12 protein-coding genes are annotated in these 17,329 nt (G+C 36.1%); 7 read left to right on the top strand and 5 right to left on the bottom strand.

The genetic code is table 11. The features are described 5' to 3' along the window. Positions 1-292 precede the first annotated feature (292 nt). Positions 293-355 (top strand): hypothetical protein, encoded by a 63-nt coding sequence (locus ACJAT0_RS02860; RefSeq protein ID WP_415180466.1) that lies wholly within the window; start codon positions 293-295, stop codon positions 353-355. 697 nt (positions 356-1,052) lie between these two features. After that, a complete protein-coding gene (gene priA / locus ACJAT0_RS02855; RefSeq protein WP_415180431.1) occupies positions 1,053-3,506 on the top strand; it encodes a primosomal protein N' in 2,454 nt (817 codons plus the stop codon). Positions 3,507-3,626: 120 nt separating this feature from the next. Here the strand turns inward: priA and ACJAT0_RS02850 are convergent, their stop codons facing one another. Next, on the bottom strand, positions 3,627-4,331 hold the full coding sequence (locus ACJAT0_RS02850) for a LytR/AlgR family response regulator transcription factor (RefSeq protein ID WP_415180430.1): 705 nt from the start codon (positions 4,329-4,331) through the stop codon (positions 3,627-3,629). A 599-nt stretch (positions 4,332-4,930) separates the two neighbouring features. Here ACJAT0_RS02850 and rpsF point away from each other — a divergent pair. From rpsF to ACJAT0_RS02830, 4 genes are all read left to right on the top strand, one after another. Then, entirely contained in the window at positions 4,931-5,275 is a 345-nt protein-coding gene (gene rpsF / locus ACJAT0_RS02845; RefSeq protein WP_415180429.1) for a 30S ribosomal protein S6, read from the top strand. A gap of 3 nt (positions 5,276-5,278) precedes the next feature. Continuing rightward, the gene (gene rpsR / locus ACJAT0_RS02840) at positions 5,279-5,575 is read left to right on the top strand and encodes a 30S ribosomal protein S18 (protein WP_374003577.1); all 297 of its coding nucleotides are present in this window, start codon (positions 5,279-5,281) and stop codon (positions 5,573-5,575) included. 18 nt (positions 5,576-5,593) lie between these two features. Continuing rightward, on the top strand, positions 5,594-6,043 hold the full coding sequence (rplI, locus tag ACJAT0_RS02835) for a 50S ribosomal protein L9 (protein WP_415180428.1): 450 nt from the start codon (positions 5,594-5,596) through the stop codon (positions 6,041-6,043). Positions 6,044-6,188: 145 nt separating this feature from the next. Further along, complete coding sequence (locus ACJAT0_RS02830; protein WP_415180427.1) at positions 6,189-6,683, top strand: DUF6495 family protein; 495 nt, start codon at positions 6,189-6,191, stop codon at positions 6,681-6,683. Between the two features lie 234 nt (positions 6,684-6,917). On the opposite strand, the gene ACJAT0_RS02825 is transcribed toward ACJAT0_RS02830, so the two are convergent. Beyond that, positions 6,918-7,496: an NUDIX domain-containing protein gene (locus ACJAT0_RS02825; RefSeq protein ID WP_415180426.1), complete on the bottom strand. Its 579-nt coding sequence runs from the start codon at positions 7,494-7,496 to the stop codon at positions 6,918-6,920. 663 nt (positions 7,497-8,159) lie between these two features. On the opposite strand from ACJAT0_RS02825, the gene ACJAT0_RS02820 reads away from it, so the two are divergent. Further along, complete coding sequence (locus tag ACJAT0_RS02820) at positions 8,160-11,531, top strand: sialate O-acetylesterase (RefSeq protein WP_415180425.1); 3,372 nt, start codon at positions 8,160-8,162, stop codon at positions 11,529-11,531. 308 nt (positions 11,532-11,839) lie between these two features. Here the strand turns inward: ACJAT0_RS02820 and ACJAT0_RS02815 are convergent, their stop codons facing one another. From ACJAT0_RS02815 to ACJAT0_RS02805, 3 genes are all read right to left on the bottom strand, one after another. Then, a complete protein-coding gene (locus tag ACJAT0_RS02815; protein WP_415180424.1) occupies positions 11,840-13,144 on the bottom strand; it encodes an amidohydrolase family protein in 1,305 nt (434 codons plus the stop codon). Between the two features lie 10 nt (positions 13,145-13,154). Next, entirely contained in the window at positions 13,155-16,121 is a 2,967-nt protein-coding gene (locus ACJAT0_RS02810; RefSeq protein WP_415180423.1) for an amidohydrolase family protein, read from the bottom strand. A 73-nt stretch (positions 16,122-16,194) separates the two neighbouring features. Further along, positions 16,195-17,253, bottom strand: coding sequence for a DUF3810 domain-containing protein (locus tag ACJAT0_RS02805; protein WP_415180422.1), 1,059 nt, complete (start codon positions 17,251-17,253; stop codon positions 16,195-16,197). Positions 17,254-17,329: the final 76 nt, after the last annotated feature.

Raw genomic sequence — 17,329 nt, 5'->3', positions numbered from 1 at the left:
TTAGGTTCTCAACAGGTTTGTTAACATAGTCATTGTCTATTTTTAATAAAGTCAAGTGTGTATTCCGCTTTTGCGAAAGCAATATACACCTTCATTTAGTAAATTTTACATGTACCTTTAAGAAGGTAAATCGCATATGTTAATTTTAGTTTGCCCACCATTATATATTTATTTATGGTTCAAAAAAACTTTGTCTTTTCGTTCTGTTGATCCTTTTACGACAATTCAAGGGCAAATGGAAAGTGCAGATGATGATGCCAAGTAAAAATTATTGATAAATAATGATAGGCTTATGGTCCTAGACTTTTATCCCATATGGTGCGGGCCTTGTAAAATAAGGGATCCTATCCTATAAAAATTTACTAAAGAATATGAAGATACGGTTGGTTTCTGTAAAATTGACGTTGATAAAAACGAAGTCGATGACACTCTAAGTATTGATGCGATATCCACTTATTTTTTCTTGTTAACCTTCATTAACTTCTACCTTACAAAAGGTGTAATGTCTAAAAGTGAAATAAAAGAGATTATTGATGAGTTGCTTAAAGAGCATTTTAATGTTTCTACCTCAAGTTTTTTCAGGGATTCAGACTCTGTTTTTTAAGATGCAATGCAGTGCACGGAGATTTGGACAAGTTTTCTATATCGACAATTGCTGGTGTTTGGAACGAATCAACTAAATTAAATTCACTGGCATGGCATGTATAGAAACAGCATGATGATGATCCTATTTTATTCAAAGCGATTGAAGTTGTCATGCGTTCTATTGAATTACAGAAAACATGCTACAATGCTGATACATTTGCTGCATTATATTTTAAAGTAGGTAGATACAAACAAGCCTTAAAAAAAGCAAAGCGAGTTATTCAAATTGCTAAGCGTGAAAGTATTTTATACACCTCAATTACGTAGCTTATAAATGCTATTATTGACGAGATGTAATAATTAGAATGTCAGGTAGAATTGAAAAACACAAGATTGTATTTAATTTTTTTGCTTTTACATGAAGCCAAAGTTCATAAAACCAAATACGCTTCTTATTTTTACATATTATGCCGCACTTTATTGATGTTATATTACCCCTTCCCCTAGAGCGTTATTTTACTTATACGGTCAATCCTGCTGAATTTGATTTTTTAAAACCAGGCATGCGAGTTGCTGTGCCATTTGGTAAATCAAAAATCTATACGGGTATTGTTCACCGAATACACCGAGAAAATACAGCGACTTATGAGGTAAAGGATATCGAGTTTATTATTGACGAAACACCAGTAGTTACTGAAGACCAACTTAAATTTTGGGAATGGATAAGTTCCTATTATTTATGTGCAGTAGGTCAGGTCATGCGGGCATCACTTCCAAAGTCTTTTTTATTAGAGAGCGAGACCACTGTTTTGAAAAACGAGTCAACGTTTATAGAAGAGTCGATGTTAAACGATCGAGAATTTCTTGTTATGGAGGCACTTGAGAGTCGCAATGCTTTGAAAGTGCAAGAGGTCATGGATATTTTGGATAGAAAGAGTGTGCTACCTATCTTACAAAGAATGTTAGAAAAGGATTTTATTATCCTGCAAGAGGAGCTCTATAATACGTACAAGCCCAAAACTGAAAAATATATTTTCCTTCAAGAAAAATTAAAAGAGGAAGAAAGTTTAAAATCTTTACTAAAAGAGCTGCAACGTGCTCCTAAACAAAGAGAAGCAGTCATGACGCTTTTCATGATGCAGTCAGGACATCTCAATGACATCACAAAAAAGCAACTTATACAAAGGGCAAATGTAACAGGTGCTGTCATAAAATCTTTAGTTTCTAAAGGTATTCTTGTTGAAATTAAAAAAGAAATAGATCGAGTACTGGACAATGAAGAAGAAGGAATTGATTTGTATGAGCTTAATGAAGATCAATCTCGTGCTTTGCAAGAAATTAAAAGTAGTTTTGAAATACCTAAAACGGTTTTACTTCATGGTGTTACTTCAAGCGGTAAGACCCAATTGTACGTAGAACTCATCAAAGAACAACTAGAAAAGGGCAATCAATCCCTTTATTTGTTGCCAGAAATTGCACTGACAACACAATTGATATCTAGATTAAAAGTTTTTTTTAAACATCAGGTGCTCATCTATCATTCTAAATACAACCTCAATGAAAGACTAGAGGTCTGGAATCATGTGATTAACGCAAAAGAGCCATACGTGGTAATAGGGGCTCGTAGTGCCATGTTGTTGCCATTTCAAAAGCTAGGGTTGATCCTTATAGATGAAGAGCATGAAACTAGTTTTAAGCAGTATGATCCAGCTCCTCGCTATCACGCTAGAGACGCTGCAATAGTATTGGGTCATATGAAAAAGGCTTCGGTTCTTTTAGGGAGTGCCACACCTTCATTAGAGAGCTATTACAATGCTAATTCAGGTAAATACCATTTAGTAGAGTTGAAAAAGCGATTTGGAAATGTCCAGATGCCAGAGATCAATATGGTTAATATCAAAGAAAAACACAAGCGTAAAAAAATGAAAGGTCATTTTTCTGATACGCTTATTGATCAAATGCAGCAAGCATTTAAAAATAATAATCAAGTTATCCTCTTTCAGAATAGGAGAGGTTATGCGCCTATAATGGAATGTGGTACTTGTGGAAATGCACCACAATGCCCTAATTGTGACGTAAGTCTTACGTACCATAAATATAAAGGACAGTTGAGATGCCACTACTGCAGTTACCATACTTTTGTTCCTAAGGAATGTCCATCTTGTTCTAGCAACGCGCTAGATACAAAAGGATTCGGAACGGAACAAATAGAACAGGAATTCTTGGTGTTATTTCCTAACCAGAAAGTAGCGCGTATGGATTTAGATACTACCAGAGGTAAAAATTCTTACCAAAAGCTTATTCAACAAATGGATGCTGGAGAAATAGACTGTTTGATAGGAACTCAGATGCTTACTAAAGGACTGGATTTTAGAAACGTTAGTCTAGTAGGTGTTATGAATGCAGACTCCATGCTCAATTTTCCCGATTTCAGGGCGCACGAAAGGTGCTTTCAACTGCTTACCCAAGTAGCAGGAAGAGCTGGACGTACTAAAGAAAGAGGCAAAGTGTTGATACAAAGTTACCATCCAGAGCACATGATTCTACAACAAGTAAGCTCTTATGACTTCCATACCATGTATAAAGAGCAGATTGAGGAGCGGTATCAGTTTAAATACCCACCATTTCAAAGATTGATAAGGATTACATTTAAACATCGCGATTATCAAACTACGTTAGATTCTAGTACTTGGTTTGTAGACGCTCTCAATCAGATTCCGCACGGGGTGGTGGTGCTAGGTCCGGAGTTTCCTCCAGTTTCACGCGTTAGAAATCTATATAATATCCACGTGATTATAAAAATGACAAAACAGCAACCTTCTGATCAAGTGAAAGGTTATATAATGAAAATAAAGAAAAGTTTTGAAACTATTAATCAGTATCGTTCTGTACGTTGTAACATAGACGTAGATGCTTATTAAATTTAGAATATTAGGGTTCCGCTTTCGCGAAAGCTAAATAAGTAAAAAATAACCGCCGTTTAAGATAAAGATTGTCAAAATAGTTCAGAAATTAGCCAAGTAGGTCTACTAAATGTTTTTCTAAAATTGGGATAACGCATCAATCAAATCTGATTTTCTATTGCGACTTAAAGGAAGAACTTCACTGCCAAGCTCTACAGCTTTAGAGTTAAATTTCTCTACTTTCCGAAGATTTATAATATAAGATTTGTGTATGCGTAAAAAATCTACTTCCGGCAGGGTGCTCTCAAATGTTTTCATAGTTGATAGAACAATTAAGCTATCTTCATCAGTAATTAATTTCACATAATCGCCTAATGCTTGAATATACCGCAGTTCTTTGAGATATACTTTCCGCTTCTTAAGGTTGCTTTTTACAAAAATAAACTCTCCACGATCTTCAATCAATTCTGTTTTCATCTTTTGTGCAAGTAGTGCACGTTCGACAGAATAGAGAAAACGGTCCTTCATAATAGGCTTTTGCAGGTAGTCTATTGCAGCATAGTCAAATGCTTTAAAGGCATATTTAGTTTGCCCCGTAACAAATATGACACCAGGCTTTTCTATAAGATCATCTAATAAATCAAACCCCGTAAGAATAGGCATCTCTATATCTAGAAATATAAGGTCTATGTCTTGTTCTTTTAAGGCTGTTTTCGTCTCTACCGCATTGCTAAATTCACCCATTAACTTTAAATTAGGGTGACTTTCAATCATTTTTACGATAGCCAGTCTTTGTATACTAGAATCATCTACTACAAAGCAATTAAGGATAGTGTTACTCATCGGTTTTATTAAGATATTATAGTCAAAAGTAATTCCTTTTCTGATGAAATACAAATAAAACATACTTTTAATCGGTTTTATTTACAATTTAGCGAATTTATCATACTTATAACGTTATCTAAAGATATAGTAAGTATGTGTAAAACTGAAAATAGTTAGATTAAAAATTATTATTTAATTCTATGATAATTCTAATAACTGGTTTAAAACGATATTGTGCTACTATTATAAGACGTAGGACTTGATTTTTTCTAAGCTATAGCTTGGTATGTTATTCTTGATTAATTTTTCTTATTACAATAAACAATTTTATTATATTATCTATTGTTAACTTGTTCGCTGAAACAAATGGTTTTGACTCTTAATTGCCTTTTGAAATGGTTGTGACTGGTTTGTAGCCGATAGATTATTTTTCCGACGTACTAAAAGAATTCTATTCTTTATTTTATGGAAAAATTGATCTTGCTATTTTTGTATCTCCAGAAGTTTTACTTTGACCATAATTAAAGGAATTAAGCACCTTGAAATTATAACAGAGTCTAATTTGTTTAAATAGTATAAAAAGATTATTTTTGCAGCCGTTTAAAACAATATTAATTATGAATCAATACGAAACTGTTTTCATTTTGAATCCCGTTTTATCTGATGATCAGGTAAAGGAGACAGTAAAGAAGTTTGAGAATTTCCTTACTGACCGCGGTGCAAAAATGATAGCCAAAGAAGATTGGGGCCTAAAAAAAATGGCTTATGCAATCGAAAACAAGAAAAGTGGTTTTTACCAACTTTTTCAATTTGAAGTTCCTGGTGAGGTGATTAACGAATACGAAGTAGAATTCGGTCGCGATGAGCGCATTATGAGGTACCTTACTGTAAAACTTGATAAGTATGCTATCGAGTGGGCAGAGAAGAGAAGAAGTAGAATGTCTAAAAAATCTAAAGCTTAAATTATGGCAACATTACAACAACAAGCTAAAGGTAAAAAAGATGGTGACATCCGGTACCTTTCTCCTTTAAAGATAGAAACTCAAGAAAGAAAAAAATACTGTCGCTTCAAGCGCAGTGGTATTAAGTACATTGATTATAAAGATGCTACTTGGCTTTTTGGGTTTGTGAATGAGCAAGGGAAATTGCTTCCACGCCGTCTTACTGGAACCTCTTTAAAATATCAGCGTAAAGTCGCTATAGCTGTAAAACGTGCCCGTCATATCGCTATCATGCCTTACGTTGGAGATTTACTTAAATAATAAAATCAGATTAACATTATGGAACTTATATTAAAAAAAGACGTAGAACATTTAGGTTTTACTGACGATTTAGTGAGTGTTAAGCCTGGTTATGGTCGTAACTTTTTAATTCCTAACGGACTTGCTGTAATGGCAACTGTTAGTGCTAAAAAAGTATTGGCTGAAACGCTTAAACAACGAGCTCACAAGGAAGCTGCAAACGTGAAGGCTGCTCAAGGGCAGGCTGATCAACTTGTCGCTCTTGATTTAAAAATAATTGCAAAAACGGGTGATGGAAACAAATTATTTGGTTCTATTACGACTGCAGATGTTTCTGATTTGCTAGCTAAGAAAGGTATCGAAATAGAGAAGAAATTTATCTCTGTCGCTGGTGGTTCTATCAAAAGATTAGGTCAGTATGAAGCTGATGTTCGTTTTCACAGAGATGTAACTGCAAAACTTATCTTTACCGTAGTAGCCGACAAATAAGATTTATTCTTAACATTTATACAGCCGTTTCATTAAATTGAAACGGCTTTTTTAATACGAACTCTTAACAAGATCAGTTCTTATTTAAAAGAAAACTAAGGTAATTTGAATAACAAATCTTTTTTTTAAATACCATCCTTTTATTATGAAATACAGAAGACTTACTAAAGAGCAACTGGAAGAAATGCACCCAGAGTTTATCAATTTCCTTGCGACTCAAACCATTAAGGCAAAAGAATGGGAGGATATTAAAACTAGTCAGCCTGAAGTGGCAGAGCAAGAAATAGACGTTTTTTCTGATCTGGTATGGGAAGGTGTCCTTAATAAAGCAGAGTTCCTAGAGCATATTTCTCCTAGAACAATGAATCTATTCTCCTTAGGAGAAAAAGAAATGGAAGTTATATCCATTATGGTAGGAGATGAGTTGATCGACATTACCACCTCAGGTGGTTATAAATGGTTGCAAAAAAACTTAATGGATGATGAAGTAAAGATTTTTACTGCAAAAAAAACCTATAGTGCAAGCCCTAATGGAGACAAGTTCAAACTTATTGAAACAGGAGCCGTAATTACCAAAGGACAACTATTTATATATTTTGACGACCTTATGGAATTAGGCAAAGAAACAAATGGTTTTTAAAGAGGAGCTTTACAATGATTGTTAATCAAAACTGTCATTTTTTTAAATTTTACATTACCGTAATTCTAAAAGAACAAAATATTTGATTTGAATTGGTATTGATCCCCAATCAAATTAACTTTTTATCTTTAACATCGTTTCAATACCTTTAGTATGCATAAAAAAAAGCCATTAAATGCTCGACTTTACGTTATAGTCTAAATTTAAGATGTTTTATAAAGGCTGCTTGGTAATTTAAATTTTATTCAGCAAATACCACTGTAAGCCTATGATGCTGATAGAATTATTAAAAAAACGTTCTTGAAGCTTTTGATGGATTTCACTTCTAGGTATTTTAACCAATTCAATATCTTCTTTTTCCGAAATAGAGCCTCCACCTTTTGATGTTTTTTGTCCAGAAGTTACTTCTCCATAAAATATACTGATCTGTTCAGACAGCATTCCAGGAGAAGGAAAGTAGGCTACCATAAATTCCAGTTGATCCACTTGATACCCTATTTCTTCTTCCACTTCTCTTATAGCAGCCTCTTGAGTTGTTTCATTTTTATCGATAGCTCCTGCGGGGAGTTCCAGAGTCCATGGATGACCATGACGCGCACTCGGATAACGGAATTGCCTGATAAACAAAAAGCTATCCGTATCCTTTTCATATAGCAATACTGCAATGGCATTCCCTTTATCTAAGGCCAGGCGATAAGCAGTGATTTTTTTATAACTATTAAAAGTGTCGTGGGTAACCTCTGCTTTATAAATTTTGAGAAAGTCGTTATAGACAAGTTCTTCTTTGTTGATGTTGTATGTCATTGAATTCATGCAATCGTTTCTTTTTTCTTTTCAAAATCCCTTTTTACGATTTATTTGATTGTCGCTTTTTTAATATTGTAGTACTTATTTGAATAAATTTTATCAATCGTTCACCACTAGAAAGTTTAGAGAACTTTTCTTCTTGTAATAGATTACTTTCTTCTTTATTTTAAAAATTAAATGTACAAGAACAATTTATAAATTTTATAAACTTTAAACAAGGTTTATGACAGTGGGTAATCTATGAAATAATTAGATATCAAATTATGCGTTTGGATTTTTACACCTTTATTTTTTTGTCAAGATCATTTCATTTACGAGTTGTTGCCTTTCTTTTTTTATACTTTCGCGAAAGCCCTAGTCTAGCTCTTTGTAAAAAAGAAACGTCCCATCGATCATCGTGATTTCAAGTATTAAATGACAATCAATGGAATCTGTTTTCAAAGCACGAAATCAGTATCTTTCCTTATACTTCCTGTTCGGTCGTCGATGTGAAGTAATTTTACAGGACTCAGAGTTCCAATTTTTAAAATTCTTCTTAACTATCTCTTTAAAAATTAAATGCGTCTACCGTTTTTTTTCAATTTTTATTATTCCGCAATAGGTATTTATCGTAAGTTTATTTTTGATTTCCGCATTACAAAACTGTTGCAGTCTATAAATACATTTATTATGACGTATAAACACCAATTGAATGTTTCTGAAATTCATTGTTACAATGCCCCCTTTAGTGGCCGCATTAAAAAATATCCGTTTTTGGTCTGTATGCTTGTGATGATCTCTTCAGCTGTTTTTTATACAGCAGATGCGCAAATAGCAGATGCAAGAAGAACCGGATTTACCTGGATAACCACTGAAAATGTTCCTGATGTAAGTTTTGGAGCAGGATATACCATGTATAGTGCTGTATGGCCTATTTTCAATGAGTATCCAGGAGCATTAAACTTCCAAACAGGATTGGGTAGTTCTTGGTTGACGACTCAACGCACAGGTAATGAGCCTTCTCAGTTTTATACGACGATTGAAGGCGGACTTGGTTGGTGGCGAGATACGCGTTTTGGAACTAAATATCCGAAATTTATTATGGGAGGAGTTTCACATAATTTTTTTGCTTGGGCAAATGGTCCTGGAGCTGGACAAAGTTCCATGTTAGGAAATGGACAAAGAGATTGGAGCACGTCAGGAGGTAAATATGGAGTTGCTCAACTATCAAATAGGTTGCTCTGGGCGCCTGATGGATTAAATATGGCACAAAGCTCAAATGGCCAACTTTTAGGTTACGGCTATACACCATTACCATTAACTGATCCTATGTTGCAAACTGCTGGCGTAAATATTACAACAGGAAATCAATGTTGGACATTATTCATGAATTCTACGAATTTCAAAGGCCCTGCTGCTTTCTTTTTACCCACTTTCTGGACAAAACCCGCATTAATTAATCCGTCTCTCGAGGGCTTATTTTTTGATAGTAGGCCATCAGATCCTAATGTAGGCCTTGGTGTAGAGCAAGCAGATTTACCAGCAATGATTTCCTCAGATAATGGAGGAACTCCTTATGCAAAAATAAAAAGAATACAATTTCCAGTTAGTGGTCTACGCAATTCAATTGTGATGAATCAAGTTAGTGCTTATTCTCAAAATGCACTTTGGAATGATATGGAAACCTGGTTTAATGGTGGAGCGGTAGTTCCACCAGGAATGAACCAAACAGGTGTTATTGATGTCGCCTTTTCCAATAATGGCGGTTCAATGATCGGTGAAATCTCCGAAAATGGACCAAATGGTTTAGACCATCCAATAGACTTGACCTATATAAATAATATGCAGCAGTCCTCCACAACAATGGGTTTTGAATATGATCTAAATAGGGTTGAAAAGGATAACGACAATTTTATTTTACCAGAATATTTCATGCTGGATCCAGATAACAAATGGCGTCCAGTTGATGCGGTAAATGTTCCTGCTTCTACTCATTTGCTAACGACTGAAGTTCCATCAAATCCAAGAAGTGAAATCACTTATTTGACACCACTAGAGACAGATTGCCATTGGCAAGATCTAAATGGTCCATGGAATAGTCCTGGTCCTTCAGCAGGTCCTTTTACAGCAGATTTAGGCGATGGAACCACTGTCACTTATCATTGGTATCGTTTTATTGACCAGCCAGCAGTAATACAGGCTAATCTCCCAGCAAGTATGCGTCTTGCAATGCAAGCAAGAGTTGAACTTATTCATTCTAATTGGAACCATACAGATGAATATTTAGCCCCTCCGTCAGTTGGAAATTTAGCCACAATTGATCCAAAGGCTGTTATTGAGCCTCCAGTTGGTTTTGAAATCGGTTATGTGCCTATTGTTACTAGACAACAAAAGACACCTAGTAAATTAAGAGTCTTTATTTTAGCTGGGCAGTCAAATATGCAAGGGCAAGGTGCTGTTGTTGATCCTGAAAATGATCCGGGTGATTTGATAGATATCATACAAAACGATACAAATGGCGATTGGTCAGAAATAGGGCAAATCAATAATTGGACGACACTTAATGATGTTTATCTGTATTATGAAGGTGATCAAGGTACTGTTAAAGGGAAAGTTACGGTCGGGCAGGGAGCTAATTCCAATTCCATTGGTCCAGAATTAATGTTTGCACACCAGCTAGATGCGTATTATGAAGATCCTGTATTGATTATAAAAACGGCTTGGGGCGGGAAAAACCTTGCACAGGACTTCCGTCCACCATCTGCTGGGGGCATAACTGGGCCGTTCTATAATCAAATGATTCAAATAGTTCAGCAGGTAACGCAGAACTTATCTACAGAATTTCCAAACATAGGAACAAGTAATTTTGAAATATCAGGATTGGCTTGGTTTCAAGGCTGGAATGACGGAGATAATAATGGGTTTCTAAATGAATATGAAAGCAATCTCCATCATCTAATAAATGATGTAAGAACAGATCTAGCAATTCCGGATCTCCCAATAGTTGTGGCAAGCTCTGGACAAGGTGGACTTTTGATAAGTAATGACCCTTGGGTTCAAGGGATACAAAATATAATATCAGTTGCACAAGAAACGGTTGCATGCGACGACGCAGCCTATGGTGGTCACGTAGGTTTTATTGATACAAAACCGTTTTATTACGATGTATCAGTATCGCCTTACGACGGGGTTTTTCATTTTAATAATAATGCGCTTACCTTTCTCAATGTTGGAAAATCAATGGGAAATGAAATGATTGCAGCAATCAATGAAATGGCTTTTTGTAATGATGATTGTGGTGATGTCATACCCGTTTCACCAGGTATAGTATCTATAGGTAATAGAGTATGGAATGACCTTAACAGAGACGGGATCAATAATCCTAGTGAACCAGGGATTCCAGGTGTATCTCTCGTATTATGGAGTGATTCTGACACTGATGGTATTCCTGATTGGCAAGGTTTTAGAGGTGTTGAAGTAACGGATGCTGATGGACATTATCGCTTCTCAGGTTTGCAGCCAGGTAATTACGTAGCATTTGTTTGGAGTGTAGATAATTGGGATATAGGAGAACCATTAAATGGATTCGTATCTTCTAATGGCTTTGTTGCTAACGCTAATAATGATATAGATTTAGATAATAATGGTTCTGGAAGTCCTTTTACAGATATTATGTCGGGCATTATTACGCTAACGGTAGATGGGGAACCGTTAAATGATGGTGACCCATTTGATTGCTTCTTTGATTATGATTCTAGTGGAAATAACACAGTTGATTTTGGTTTCTTTGATCCCGATATAACCGTGGGTATCGATGATCCAATTGAAAATAAGATTCAAATGTTTCCTATTCCAGTTATAAACGAGCTGACTGTTAAAAATAATTTTAAACTGTGTCAGATTAAAATATTTGATATGCTTGGTCGTATACATAGTACTATACAACCAACAAAAGCGATAGAAACATATGACCTCTCTAAATTACCAAAAGGATTGTATATCGTACGTTTAAGTGATGAGTCAACTGATTTCATAAATGTCCAAAAAATAATTAAGCTTTAAAACAGGAAATGTTAAGGAATCAATCATTTCAGTAGGAGCGCTTTTAAATGATCAAACAACATTATCGATAATTATAAATTGATTCTGCTTAAAAATCAGTCTTAGTTCTGGATTATTTTTCAATAATACGGTTTTTGTTATTTTGGTTTTACTTTAGTAAAAACCTCTACTCCAAAGTTTTTACTCCATATTATCAACTCTTAGCTGATGTTTGATAATTAAAAATCACCTGTTCAAATTCGAACAGGTGATTTTTTAAAACCATTTAAAAATTGCAGAATTACTCTGGCGCTACAGTTACTACTTAATCACCTCTTAATCTCAGCTCCAAATTTATTCATGTAACGCTCGTATAATTCGGTTTGATGAGAATTAAGAGAAATATCTCTACCGTCTATAAAAGCACGTGTGAGTTGGTTCCCTCTCATGTCTAGAGCATTCCCTTTTGAGATAAACAACGTCGCACTTTTTCCTTGTTCTAAAGAACCGTAGTTTTTATCGATTCCTAAAATCTTTGCAGGAGTAAGCGTAATCATCTTCAAGGCTTGTTCCATATCCATTCCATAACCGGCAACTGTTCCTGCATAGAATGGGAAATTACGTGTTTGATGTCTTTCCATACTTCCAGAATTCTCTAAAGCTACCATTACGCCTTTATCAGCCAGGAGTTTAGGGAACTTGTAAGGCATATCAAAGGCTTCATCTTCTCTTGCAGGAAGATCGTGAACGCGACCAGCCAAAACAGGAATATTCATAGCAACTAATTCAGCTCCTACTTTATCACCTTCACGAGCTCCTACTAGCACTGGTTTTTTAATTCCATTTGCTTTTATAAATTTCAACACATCTCTGATGGCTTTTTCTCCATTTACATGAATATAAAAATTCTCGTTTCCGTTGATGGCCGGCTGTAAAGCAGCATATTTTAAATTCAAGCCTTCTGGCTTGGACGTCAGGTTATAGGCTTTTGCATTGTTTAAGAAATCCGTGAGTTCTATTAATTGCTTGTCATAATCCTTACTAGGCTCGATAGGTCCTGGCTCGTACCAACTACCAGTTCTACTAAAACTTGATGGCCAGTTGACATGAACACCATCATCTGTTCGTATAGTAGCATCTTCCCAGTTCCAAGCGTCGAGTTGTACGACACTAGATTTTCCAGAAATACGTCCGCCGCGAGGTACCACTTGAGCGATAAGAACACCATTAGGTCTCATAGATTCTACTACCTTACTTTCGGCATTGTAAGCAATTAATGATCTGATATGCGGGTTAAATGTTCCTATCTCACGTACGTCAACACTGGCATTCACTGCATCTACTTCTACAAGACCTAGAGTAGAGTTCATGGCAATAATTCCAGGATATACATGCATACCATAAGCATCTATTTTTTCACCTTTAACATCCATTCTTGCTATCGTAGCGTCTGCAATGGCAGTGATGGTTCCATTTTCAATCATTATAATGGAGTTCTCGATCACTTCTCCATTACCTATGTGCGCAGTGGCGTTCATAATTGTGTAACTTCCAGTTTGTGCTGGAGCTGGCGTCTGTTGTGCTGTTGCAATAAGGGCAAATAAGGCACAAATCGTATATATTATCTTTTTCATTGTCTTCATTTTACCAGTGAATAGTGTCGCATTCATATAAAGTCTTGTCTTTCTTTTTAGGCGTTTGGGTCTTCATCCCTTTGTTTTTAGCAAAGATCATCTCATTTACGAGTTGTTGTCGTTCTTCTTTTATGCTTTTGCGAAAACCTAAGTCACGCTGCTTATCAAAAAAGACGATCCCATCTATCATAGTGATTTCAGCTCTAGCAGTGACACTTAACGGATTCTCGCTCCAAAGGACGAGATCAGCATCTTTTCCGGTCTTGATACTTCCCGTACGGTCATCGATATGAAGCAATTTTGCAGGATTCAAAGTCACAAATTTCCAAGCTTCTTCTTCACTAACACCTCCATATTTGACTGCTTTTGCAGCTTCTTGATTCAAACGGCGGGACATTTCAGCATCATCAGAATTGAAAGCGGTAAGCACGCCTTGAGAATGCAGGATTGCTCCATTATAAGGAATAGCGTCGTTTACCTCGTATTTATAAGCCCACCAGTCGCTGAAGGTAGAACCACCAGCACCATGAGCCGCCATTTTATCAGCTACTTTGTAACCTTCTAGAATGTGAGTAAATGTATTGATGCGGAAACCGTGCTTTACAGCTACCTTCATCAACATATTGATCTCACTTTGCACATAAGAATGACAAGAAACAAAACGCTCACTTTCTAGAATCTCTAACAAGACTTCCATTTCTTCATCATAACGGAAGTCTTTATTTCCTTTTGCATTGGCATAAGCCCGAGCTCTGGAAAAGTAATCTTCAAATACTTGTTCCACACCCATTCTTGTCTGAGGAAAACGCACGCCATTTTTAGAACGAGACTGTTTTACATTTTCTCCCAATGCAAACTTGATGAATTTAGGAGAGTCATTATAAATCATCTCATCTGCTTTGTAGCCCCATTTTAATTTAATGATCGCACTACGACCACCTATAGGGTTAGCACTTCCATGAAGTAATTGCGATGTGGTTACGCCACCAGCAAGATCTCTATAGATATTGATGTCTTCGTGATCTACGACATCTTCAATGGTCACCTCTGCGGTAGAGTTGTGCCCAGCTTCGTTAACACCATTATCAATAGCGATGTGGCTGTGTTCATCTACAATACCTGTGGTTAAATGCTTTCCTGTTGCATCTATTACTCTAGCACTTCCAGCATTAAGGTTTTTACCGATCTTAGATATTTTACCGTCTTTTACTAATACGTCTGTGTTTTCAAGTATTCCCTCATTTTCATTAGTCCAGACCGTTGCGTTGCGATATAAAACTGTTTCTTCCATAGGTTTTGTTTCACTACCATATCCTATATTGGGATAGGTCATGCGTCCCATTTCTTTTACGGTTTTGTCATCGCTTTCCTTTTCATTCTCATTCTCATCTTCCTTATCGTCTTTTGAATCGGCTGTATTTTTAAATGCCGTAAAAGCTACTTCTTGTCCGTTAGGCAAGTAAGCCGTTCCTTTTAAATCATCGTTTTGTGGTGTGGCCAAAAAACGAGTGTACGTTTTATTCACAGTATCCTTTTGAGTGGTTACGATATTGACCCAGTCACCATCATACGTGATTTTTGATCCTAAAGTAATACTGTCTATTTTAACGGTTGACTTTTTGCCTTTACTTTTAATACTTATGATATACTTCAAATTATTTAAAGTAGCCACATAAGAACCATCGATGTCCTTTTTATTTCTTTCCTTTAATACATGTTTGGAACCTTTTACCCAGTTCTCATAGATTTCTGTATCTTTTTCAAATAACTTTCCAGAGGTCATTATAAAATTGGCTAGTTTTCCTTTTTCAAGTGTTCCTACCATATCGCTTACTTTAAGGATATTTGCAGGAGTAGTGGTAAGTGCTGCTAGCGCTTGGTCTTCTGTTAGACCGTACTGCATGGCTACCTGTAACTTTTTCATTAAATCTGCAGGGGATTTGAGGTCTTTAGTAGTAATGGCAAAGGTGATTCCAGCTTTAGACAGCATCATCAAATTTCCTGGAGCTTGTTTCCATTCTCTCATATCCCCTAGGTTTACAAACCATTCTAAATTAGGATTAGAAACATCATAAGCGTCTGGAAAATTAAGAGGCACAATAAGCGCCGCGTTAGTAGCTTTTATATCGGCTATCATTTCATAAGCGTCTTCTCCACCTACAATAACAAATTGCTTTCCTATGCGATCTCCCAGTTTATCTACTCTAAGAATATTTTTCTTATCTCCAGCTTCTATAATCTGGACTAATTTTTTCTTGGTATTAAGCGCTTCGATAGAGAGGTCTTTTGATTTAGAATACCCTTTTGCATACCAATCTGCATCAAAATGAGTCTGACGTAGTAATGCCAGCGCACCCATCATAGAAGTGGGGTAACTCTGTCTGGATTGACGGCTTTTACTCAGTGAAAAGAAATTTCCACTTTCTTGTTTGAGAATGCGATCTGCATCAGTTCCGTTATTATCTAGAGCGATCAACATACCGTTTCCACGGGCAATACCGTCGTGTAAATGTGTTTGCACAGTTCCAAAACCCGCATCTATATATTTTTTAGCCTCTTTTTCATCATATTCAAAATGATCCATGGCGCTTTGTTCTGCTCTGATGTGATCGTTCCAATAATATCCTTTACGACCTTCATCATACTGTGCAGAACCGCTATTGGCAGCTCGTTTAGGAGTTTCCATAGCAAGATCTCCATAGGATTCTATAAAAGAGGGATAAATGTAGTTTCCTGCGGCATCTTCTAAGACTGCATTTTTAGGAATAGTAATACCGTTGCCTATAGCTTCTATATTACCATTTTTAATAATGATGGTTCCATTTGTTATTACCTGTCCGGGACGGGTAATGATCGTGGCATTAGTTATCGCACGAGTGACATTGCTTACCGCGCTTATGTCATCATTGTTTGGAAAATACTCTTGTGCTTGCAGGGAGAAACAAGCCAAAAGCAAGAGGGTACATATTCTTTTCATGAATTGAGGTTTAGCTTCTAAAGGTACATACACCTACCAATTCACTTCACAAAGAATTCTTAAAAAAGCAAATTTATTTATAGTAGTTCACAAGTAAAGCTACTACATAGCTATAGGTTTTCATTCCATCAGGTTGGTTGTTTGCTTTAAGGTAGGCGTTATAAGTAACCTGAGAAAGTTGTTCTATAACTCCTTCATATGGCTCCCAGAAGTCACTTTGTTCTTTATAATTCATAAAGATTCCATTGCGTATCAAGGGTCTTACTTCTTCATAAGCTACTGCATCTCTAAGATATAAATCGTTAAGGCAATACCGCAAAGCAAAAATACTGGCACTGTACTGGAAGTATACATCGTCGTGATTCATTCCTGCGATGATGGCTATAAAATTGGCTTCATTCTCTTTGGCAAACCCTAACTGATGCGCCATTTCATGCAACGTAAGTACAGGTGTTTTGTAATTATTGATCCATGCATTAGTTTGTGCTTCACCAGTGAGCGGATTCAAATAACCACTGTAACCCATATAGGATAACGGCATGGTGAGCAGCGATTCTTTAATGCTTGCATTTCCATAATCCAGCGCTGGATAGATAGAGTCTATATTTTCAAACGCACTAGGAGCAAGGTTAAATAATTTTGATTGTGATCTGTTAAATACTACAGGAAGCGAGTCTGTTTTTTGTAATTGATCATGCAACTTATTAGCAGTTAAAGTCAATTGATGCACCACTTTTTTTAGTTCTTCAGTGGTGTATTCTTTATCTAATTTCAGCACGTTGTGCAAAGGTTCTCTATAATAATTAAAACCCCACATACAGTGAAATAACGCGATACCTATATTTAAGGAAAGGAACAGTTGCGTGTACCGCTTTCGCGAAAGCGAGATCAAATCCTTCTTACTCAACCATAACCATCTTATAAGCATGACAATAGCAACCGAATACACGACATCTCCAAAAGAAAACGGAATCCATCCTAGTCCAAATCTCATGGCTTTTGCGATGTGGGGATAAACGCCCGTGCTGTATAGAGATTCCACCGTGGCTGGAAAAAAGCGCAGGCAGTAATAGAAAGTGAATTGTAGCATAAGAAGCCCTATGGCAATAAAAAGCGAGCAGTTTTTTTGCATGCTGCTAAATTAGTAATTTATCTAGGGAATACTGCTGCGTGGTGTGCATATAAAATCGGCACAAAGACGGTAACCA

The sequence above is a fragment of the Nonlabens sp. genome (assembly GCF_047636915.1).
Classification (GTDB): domain Bacteria; phylum Bacteroidota; class Bacteroidia; order Flavobacteriales; family Flavobacteriaceae; genus Nonlabens.
This window is presented reverse-complemented; position numbering and strand designations above follow the sequence as displayed.